Raw genomic sequence first — 7,637 nt, 5'->3', positions numbered from 1 at the left:
ACTACGCCGCCGCCAAGGCCGGCATCGCCGCGATGGTCCGCACCTGGGCGATGGAGCTGGCCCGTGCCGGGATCACCGCGAACGCCGTGATCCCGGTCGCCGCGACCGCGATGACGAAGACCATTCCCGCCTTCGCCCCGCACATCGAGGCCCTGGAGGAGCACGGCACACCGTTCCCGGACGCCCTGCGCAAGGGCGAGGGATTCGGCACCGCAGAAGACGTGGCCGGTCTCGTGACCTTCCTCGCCTCGGACGCATCGGCCGGGGTCAACGGCCAGTGCATCGGCATCGGCGGAGACAGGCTCGCCCTCTGGTCGCATCCCCAGGAGATCTCGGTCGCGTACGCCGAGGGGGGCTGGAGCGCCGACGCCATCGCGGACGCCTGGCCCGTCTCCGTCGGCCGCGTCCCGGAGACCTTCGGCATCCCCGCCCCCAGGCTGTGAGGAACGCGACCGTGCTGAACCTCGACGAACTCGTCGCCATCGACTTCCACACGCACGCCGAGGTCTCCGCCAAGGGCGGCGCCTCCCTCTCGGCCGAGCTGGACAGTGCCGCCGGCGCCTACTTCAAGGCGGAGCACCGGCATCCCACCCTGCCCGAGATCGCCGCGCACTACCGGGAACGGAAGATGGCCTGCGTCGTCTTCACCGTGGACGCGGAGTCGGCCACGGGCACCCCGCCGGTCCCCAACGAGGAGATCGCCGAAGCCGCTCTGGAGAACCCGGACGTCATCATCCCGTTCGCCGGGGTCGATCCGTACAAGGGCAAGGCGGCAGTCCGTCAGATCGACCGCCTGGTCAAGGAGTTCGGCGTCAAGGGCTTCAAGTTCCACCCGAGCATCCAGGCGTTCCATCCGAACGACCGGATGGCCTACCCGCTGTACGAGGCCATCGAGGAAGCCGGAGCCATCGCACTGTTCCACACCGGACAGACCGGCATCGGCGCGGGCACGCCCGGCGGTGGCGGCATCCGTCTGAAGTACTCCAACCCGATGGATGTGGACGACGTGGCCGCGGACTTCCCCGGCATGCCGATCGTGCTCGCCCACCCGTCCTTCCCCTGGCAGGACGAGGCACTGGCGGTGGCCACCCACAAGCCGCAGGTCTACATCGACCTCTCGGGCTGGTCGCCGAAGTACTTCCCGCCGCAGCTGGTCAAGTACGCCAACAGCCTGCTCCAGGACAAGGTCCTGTTCGGCTCCGACTATCCGATGCTCTCGCCGGACCGCTGGCTGGCCGACTTCGCCGGGCTCCCGATCAAGGACTCGGTACGGCCGAAGATCCTCAAGGAGAACGCAGCGGCACTGCTCGGTCTGACCCACCGCTGAGGGATGGCTTCCATGCGCAATCAGGGCATCGGCGCCTGGGCCGGGCGACGCAACCGCAGAACTCCCCGGCGCACCGCTCTCGTTCACGAGGGCCGCGCCTTCACCTATGCCGAGCTGTACGAGCGCTCCACCCGGCTCGCGCACGCGCTGCGGACGTCGGGCGTACGCCGCGGTGACCGGGTGGCCTTCCTCGGACCGAACCATCCGGCCTATCTGGAGACGCTGTTCGCCTCGGGGCTGCTCGGGGCCGTCTTCGTCCCGCTCAACACCCGTCTCGCCCTGCCGGAGTTGCTCCACCAGACGACGGACTCCGGTTGCCGGGTCCTGGTGCACGCCCGGCAGCCCGGGGAGCGGGTGGAGGCGCTGGCCGAGGGTTCCGGGATCGGCACTGTGATCGCCGTCGAGCAGGGCCCGGGGCAATCGTACGAGGAACTGCTCGCCGGGGCCGGCACGGAGCCGCTGGACGAGGAGGTCGGCCATGAGGACGCCTGTCTCATCATGTACACCTCGGGAACCACCGGGCGTTCCAAGGGGGCGGTCCTCACTCACGGGAACATCGTGTGGAACAGCCTCAACGTCCTGGTCGACACCGATCTCGCGAGTGACGAAGTCGCCCTCGTCGGGGCACCGCTGTTCCACACCGCGGCCCTCAACATGAGCTGTCTGCCGACGCTCCTCAAGGGCGGCACGGTGGTCCTGGAGTCCTCGTTCGATGCGGCCCGCAGCCTGGAGCTGATCGAACAGCACGGCGTCACCTGCATGTTCGGCGTCCCTACGATGTACGACTCGATGGTGTCGGCGCCCGGCTGGGCGACGGCCGACCTGTCCAGCCTGCGCAATCTGCTCTGCGGCGGGGCCCCGGTCCCGTCGCGTACCGCACAGGCCTGTCTGGACCGGGGGCTCACCTTCGTCCAGGGCTACGGCATGACGGAGACCTCCCCGGGGGCCCTCGTCCTCGGGCGGGCGGACTCGCTCGGCCACGCCGGATCGGCCGGAGTGCCGCACTTCTTCACGGACGTCGAGATCCTGCTGCCCTCGGGCGAGCGAGCGGCGGCCGGCGAGAAGGGTGAGGTCGTCGTCTCGGGCCCCAATGTCACGCCCGGCTACTGGAATCTGCCCGAGGCGACCGCCGCTGCCTTCCCCGACGGGGCCCGGTTCCGCTCCGGCGATGTGGCGACCGTCGACGCGGACGGGTTCGTCACCCTCGTCGACCGCCTCAAGGACATGATCATCTCCGGCGGCGAGAACATCTATCCGGCCGAGGTCGAGGACGTCCTGCTCGGCCATCCGGCGGTCGCCGAGGCCGCGGTCATCGGCGTCCCGGACCCGAAGTGGGGCGAGGTCGGACGTGCCGTCGTGGTGCTCCGCGACGACGCGGCCGTCACGGTGGACGAGCTCATCACCCATATGCGGGACCGGCTCGCCCGCTACAAGGTCCCCCGGTCCGTGGTCCTCGCCACCGGACTCCCCCGCAATGCCACCGGAAAACTCCTCAAGGCGCCGATCCGGGCGCGCTACGGCTCCGGCTGACCCACCCGTTGTCCCTCACCCATACCAAGGAGTACCCATGTCACTCACCGTGAACGGCATCGACGAGATCAAGGCTCTGAACGGCGCCGACCTCGGCCACAGTTCCTGGCTGGAGATCGCCCAGGAACGGGTCGGCACCTTCGCCGACGCGACCGACGACCACCAGTGGATCCATGTCGACGTGGAGCGTGCGAAGGAGGGTCCGTTCGGCGGGACCATCGCCCACGGCTATCTGACCCTCGCGCTCCTCATCCCGATGTGGAGCGAACTGCTCCAGGTCGAGGGCGTGTCGATGGCCGTCAACTACGGCTTGAACAAGGTCCGTTTCCCTTCCCCGGTGCGGGTCGGCTCGAAGATCCGCACGCATGGCCGCATCACCTCGGTCGGGGATGTCAGGGGCGGAGTCGAGGTGGCCGTCGACCTCACCGTGGAGATCGACGGCTCGGACAAGCCGGCATGTGTCGCGCAGGCCCTGTACCGCTTCTACGCCTGATCACCGGCAACCCTCGACGCCCGAGCGCGGGCCGTCGGCCGTTCGCGGGTTCCCCGCCCCTCAGGCCTGCGCCGCCAGCGCCTCCTCGAACTCCACGTACGCGTGCGCGTCGAACAGCACGAACCGCACCTCCTCGACGGGCGCGGCGGCCTCCGCCAGCACGGTGCGCACGGCAATGCGGGCGCCGTCGTCCATCGGCCAGCCGTAGATTCCGGTGGAGATCGCCGGGAAGGCGATGGTGCGGGCCCCCAACTCCGCCGCCACCCGCAGGGCTTCGCGGTAGCAGGACTCCAGCAGGGCCGAGCGGTCCTCGGCGCTGCTCCAGACCGGGCCCACCGTGTGCACGACCCAGCGGGCGTCCAGCTTGCCGGCGGTGGTGGCGACGGCCTGGCCGGTCCGCAGTCCCTTGCCGTACTTCGACGCGCGCAATTCCCGGCAGGCGGCCAGGATTTCGGGGCCGCCCCGGCGGTGGATCGCGCCGTCGACCCCACCGCCGCCGAGCAGGGAGGAGTTCGCGGCGTTGACGACGGCGTCGACGGACTGCCGGGTGATGTCGCCCCGTACGAGGGTGACGGTGACGGCGGAAGATGTGCGCATGCCGCCATCATGCCGTCACGCGCGGGTCCATGGGTGGCCCACGGCCCGCGCGGCGCGCGTCAACGGCGCCCGGACGGCCCCGATTCCCGCAGCCGCCGCCATACGGCCTTCGCCGCATGGTGACCGGACATGCCGTGCACGCCGGGGCCGGGCGGGGTCGCCGACGAGCAGATGTAGACGGACGGGTGCGCGGTCGCGTACGGAACCCGGGCGAGCCGGGGGCGGATCACGGTCTGCAGCCCGGAGAAGGCACCGCAGGCGATGTCCCCGTCGACGTAGTTCGCGTTGCGAACCGCGAGTTGGGGCGGGCCCGTCACCGCTCGGGCGAGGACGACGTCGCGAAAGCCCGGGGCGAACCGCTCCAGCTGGCATTCGATGACGTCGGTGGCATCGCCCTCCCAGCCCGCCGGAACGTGTCCGTAGACCCAGAAGACCTGCTTGCCCTCGGGGGCGCGGGACGGGTCGGTGAGGCTGGGCTGCGCGGTGATGAGGAAGGGCACGCTCGGGTCCCGTCCGGTCACCGCGGCGCGCAGCGCGGTGTCGATCTCGCCGGCCGTGGGGCCGATGTGGACCGTGCCGGCCCGGCGGGCCTCCTCGGCGGTCCAGGGGACGGGGCCCGACAGCGCGTAGTCGATCTTGAAGCAGGAGGCTCCGTAGCGGTAGTCCCGGTAGGCGTTGCCGAGTCCGGCGATCCTGGCCAGCGCGGTCGGTGAGGTGTCGAAGATGTAGGCGCGGGCCGGCGGCAGCTCGTCCAGCCGTCTGACCTCCGTGCCCGTACGGATGATGCCGCCCTGCTCCCGCAGGTACGAGGCGAGGGCGTCGGAGATGGCCTGCGAGCCGCCGCGCGGCACCGGCCAGCCGTTCTCGTGTGCGGCGAGTGCGAAGAGCAGGGCGATGCCGCCCGTGGCGAGACCGCTGGTGGGGGCTATGGCGTGGGCGGCGAGTCCGGCGAAGATGCCCTTGGCCTTCTCGCCGCGGAAACGGCGGGACAGGAGCGTGGCGGGCTGGATCGCGTCGAACCCGAAGCGCGCCCAGCGGTACGGGTCCCGGGGCAGTCCGTCCCACGGGGTGCGCAGGAAGTCCTGGGCGAGCGTGTCCCAGTGGCCGATGAAGGGCGCGAGGAGTCTGCGATAGGCACCCGCGTCCTGCGGTCCGAGCGACATGGCCGTCTCCCCCACGGACCTGGTTAGCACGGCTGCGGAACCGTCCGGGAACGGGTGGGCCAGGGCCAGCGGCGGCTGCAGCCACTCCAGGCCGTGCTTCGCCAGGGGCATCGCGCCGAAGGCGGGTGAGCCGATGCCCAGCGGGTGGACCGCCGAGCAGGGGTCGTGCCGGAAGCCCGGCAGCGTGAGTTCTTCGGTACGGGCTCCGCCGCCGACGGTCTCCCCGGCCTCGAAGACCTCCACGGCGAAGCCACGGCGGGCCAGTTCGGCTGCGGCGGTCAGTCCGTTGGGGCCCGCCCCCACGACGACGGCATCGAGCATCGATGGCACCTTCGGACTCCTTTGTCAGCCGACGGTCTGAGAGCCCAGGATATTCGCAGGCGCCGACAGTTCGATGGCGGGTACGGTGCCCGTCCGATGAATACTCCGAACCCCGCCCGTCCGGCGCACCCGAACCAGCCTCCCGCCACCTCTCCGGGGGCGGAGGAATCCGCACTGCGACGGAACATCGACGAGATGGCGGAGCGGCTGACCGCGGTGCCGGGCGTCCGCGCCGTCGTACTCGGCGGCAGCCGGGCCCGCGGCACCCACCGGCCCGACTCGGACTGGGATCTGGGCCTCTACTACCGGGGCGCTCCGGACCTCGCCGCACTCACCGCGCTGGCGTCCGGGTTCCAGGGCTCCCCGGTCGAGGTGGCCGGGCCGGGCGGCTGGGGGCCATGGGTGAACGGCGGCGCGTGGCTGCGGGTGGACGGTGTTCCGGTCGACTGGATCCTGCGCGATCTGGACCGGGTCGAGGCGGTCTGGTCGGATTGCCGCCGGGGCCGTTACGAAGTGGGGGTCCAGCCCGGGCATCCGCTGGGCTTCTGGTCCCCCGCCTATCCGGGCGAGGTCGCCCTCGGGCGTGTACTCGCCGACCCGCACGGCGAGTTGACGGCGCTTCAGATGCAGACGTCCGACTACCCGGAGCCGCTGCGCGAGGCGTTTGCCGAGGCGGCCTGGGAGGCGGATTTCTCGGTCGGGGCGGCCCGTAAGTCGGCAGCGAGCGGTGACCGGCTCCATGTCTCGCTCTGTCTGTCCCGGGCGTTCGGCATCCTCGCCCAGTCGCTGCACGCCCACCACCGCACCTGGTGCCTGAACGAGAAGGGCGCGCTGGCCGCAGCCGCGGCCCTGCCGGACACGCCCGCGGACTTCGCGGCGCGGGTCGGCGAGGCGCTGACGGGGCTGGACCCCTCGGCCGTGGAGACGGCCGCGACCGTCGTACGGGACGTACGCGAGGTGCTGCGCGGCACAGTCGCCGGACGGACGGGGCCTTTGTCCCGCTGACTCGCAGGCGCGCTCAGGCCCCGGTGCGCAGCGCGGCCAGGATCCGGTCGGCCGTCGCACGGTCCCGGGCCGCAGTGAAGGGCAGGTCGTTGCCGCCGGCGATGCGGAACGGCACACCGGACAGTGTGGCCTGGGTGCCGCCCGCCTCGGTGACGAGGAGCAGCCCCGCCGCGTGGTCCCAGGCGTACTCCCAGTTGAAGGCGAGCGCGTCCAGGTCACCGCGGGCGACCGCGAGGTACTCGAGCCCGGCCGAGCCGCAGGGGCGGGCGTCGATGTCTTCGGTGCGCAGGCCCAGCAGGGCCCGCTTCTGTGCGTCGGTGGTGTAGTCGGGGTGCGACATCGCCACCCGCAGTACGGCGTCGGGCTCGGGCGAGCCGGAGCGTATCGCCGTGCCGTTGAGCGTGGCACCCCGGCCCCGGACGGCGACGGCCATCTCGTCCAGGGCGGCCGCGTACGTCCAGGAGGCCAGCAGCTCGCCGCGGTGGGCCAGGGCGACCAGGGTGCAGAACCCCGGCTCGCCGCGGACGAACTGGCGCGTGCCGTCGACCGGGTCGACGATCCACACGGGGGCATCGCCGCCCAGCGCCTCGTACACCTTCGGGTCGGCGTGGACCGCCTCCTCGCCGACGACGACGGAACCGGGCAGGAGCCGGCTCAGGGCGGCGGTGAGGTGTTCCTCGGCGAGCCGGTCCGCGGTGGTCACGAGGTCGTGCGGACCGTTCTTCTCGATGATCTCGTGTGCGGCGAGCTGCCGGTAGCGCGGCATGATCTCGGCGGCGGCCGCTGCGCGGACCGCCGCCTCGATCTCGGTCAGGTCCCCTGCAAGGAAGTCATCGATCATGCCCCCAGCTAAGCACGGGCTGTCCGGACGCCGGCGACCTGGTCATGACGTGGACGTGGCCGGCCGGTGGCCGGTCAGCGCCCGACCGCGTACCCCTGCATGCCCCGCGGGTTCGCCGCCGCGGACAGCACCCCGGTCTCCGGGTCGCGGGCGACCGCGCACATCCGGCCCTCGGACCACGGGTCGCCGACCGTGACGTCATGGCCGCGCCGGCGCAGTTCCGCGACGACGTCCGGGTCCATGCCCTCCTCGACGGTGACGCTGCCCGGGCGCATCCCGCGCGGGAAGAAGGAGCCGGGGAAGCTGTCGTTGTGCCAGTTCGGGGCATCGATGGCGCCCTGGAGGTCGAGGCCGCCGCGG

At 71.7% G+C, this 7,637-nt stretch carries 9 protein-coding genes; 5 read left to right on the top strand and 4 right to left on the bottom strand.

The window, feature by feature from the left end; translation table 11 throughout:
- From JGS39_RS33380 to JGS39_RS33365, 4 genes are all read left to right on the top strand, one after another.
- A partial coding sequence (locus JGS39_RS33380; protein ID WP_219573498.1) for an SDR family oxidoreductase occupies positions 1 to 443 on the top strand: 443 nt, incomplete at its 5' end.
- 14 nt (positions 444 to 457) lie between these two features.
- The gene (locus tag JGS39_RS33375) at positions 458 to 1,327 is read left to right on the top strand and encodes an amidohydrolase family protein (RefSeq protein ID WP_219573500.1); all 870 of its coding nucleotides are present in this window, start codon (positions 458 to 460) and stop codon (positions 1,325 to 1,327) included.
- 12 nt (positions 1,328 to 1,339) lie between these two features.
- Positions 1,340 to 2,857, top strand: a complete 1,518-nt coding sequence (locus JGS39_RS33370) for an acyl-CoA synthetase (RefSeq protein WP_219573497.1) — start codon at positions 1,340 to 1,342, stop codon at positions 2,855 to 2,857.
- A gap of 37 nt (positions 2,858 to 2,894) precedes the next feature.
- Positions 2,895 to 3,350, top strand: coding sequence for a MaoC family dehydratase (locus JGS39_RS33365; protein ID WP_219573496.1), 456 nt, complete (start codon positions 2,895 to 2,897; stop codon positions 3,348 to 3,350).
- 60 nt (positions 3,351 to 3,410) lie between these two features.
- Here JGS39_RS33365 and JGS39_RS33360 read toward each other — a convergent pair whose 3' ends face one another.
- Positions 3,411 to 3,947, bottom strand: a complete 537-nt coding sequence (locus JGS39_RS33360; RefSeq protein ID WP_219573495.1) for an O-acetyl-ADP-ribose deacetylase — start codon at positions 3,945 to 3,947, stop codon at positions 3,411 to 3,413.
- A gap of 59 nt (positions 3,948 to 4,006) precedes the next feature.
- On the bottom strand, positions 4,007 to 5,440 hold the full coding sequence (locus JGS39_RS33355) for a phytoene desaturase family protein (RefSeq protein ID WP_219573494.1): 1,434 nt from the start codon (positions 5,438 to 5,440) through the stop codon (positions 4,007 to 4,009).
- 186 nt (positions 5,441 to 5,626) lie between these two features.
- Between JGS39_RS33355 and JGS39_RS33350 the strand changes: the two genes are divergently transcribed.
- Positions 5,627 to 6,436, top strand: a complete 810-nt coding sequence (locus JGS39_RS33350) for a nucleotidyltransferase domain-containing protein (RefSeq protein ID WP_219573499.1) — start codon at positions 5,627 to 5,629, stop codon at positions 6,434 to 6,436.
- A 13-nt stretch (positions 6,437 to 6,449) separates the two neighbouring features.
- Here JGS39_RS33350 and JGS39_RS33345 read toward each other — a convergent pair whose 3' ends face one another.
- Both JGS39_RS33345 and JGS39_RS33340 read right to left on the bottom strand, forming a co-directional pair.
- The gene (locus tag JGS39_RS33345; protein WP_219573493.1) at positions 6,450 to 7,277 is read right to left on the bottom strand and encodes an inositol monophosphatase family protein; all 828 of its coding nucleotides are present in this window, start codon (positions 7,275 to 7,277) and stop codon (positions 6,450 to 6,452) included.
- A gap of 74 nt (positions 7,278 to 7,351) precedes the next feature.
- Positions 7,352 to 7,637: gamma-glutamyltransferase (locus tag JGS39_RS33340; RefSeq protein WP_219573492.1), on the bottom strand; the 286-nt coding region annotated here is incomplete at its 5' end.

The organism is Streptomyces poriferorum, assembly GCF_019399235.1.
Taxonomy (GTDB): domain Bacteria; phylum Actinomycetota; class Actinomycetes; order Streptomycetales; family Streptomycetaceae; genus Streptomyces; species Streptomyces poriferorum.
This window is presented reverse-complemented; position numbering and strand designations above follow the sequence as displayed.

What these genes read in the sequence shown, in the direction of transcription:
- JGS39_RS33350 (WP_219573499.1), top strand. Translation starts at nt 5,627, where the DNA reads ATGGCGGAGCGGCTGACCGCGGTGCCGGGCGTCCGCGCCGTCGTACTC.
- JGS39_RS33360 (WP_219573495.1), bottom strand. Translation starts at nt 3,947, where the DNA reads ATGCGCACATCTTCCGCCGTCACCGTCACCCTCGTACGGGGCGACATC.
- JGS39_RS33345 (WP_219573493.1), bottom strand. Translation starts at nt 7,277, where the DNA reads ATGATCGATGACTTCCTTGCAGGGGACCTGACCGAGATCGAGGCGGCG.
- JGS39_RS33370 (WP_219573497.1), top strand. Translation starts at nt 1,340, where the DNA reads ATGCGCAATCAGGGCATCGGCGCCTGGGCCGGGCGACGCAACCGCAGA.
- JGS39_RS33365 (WP_219573496.1), top strand. Translation starts at nt 2,895, where the DNA reads ATGTCACTCACCGTGAACGGCATCGACGAGATCAAGGCTCTGAACGGC.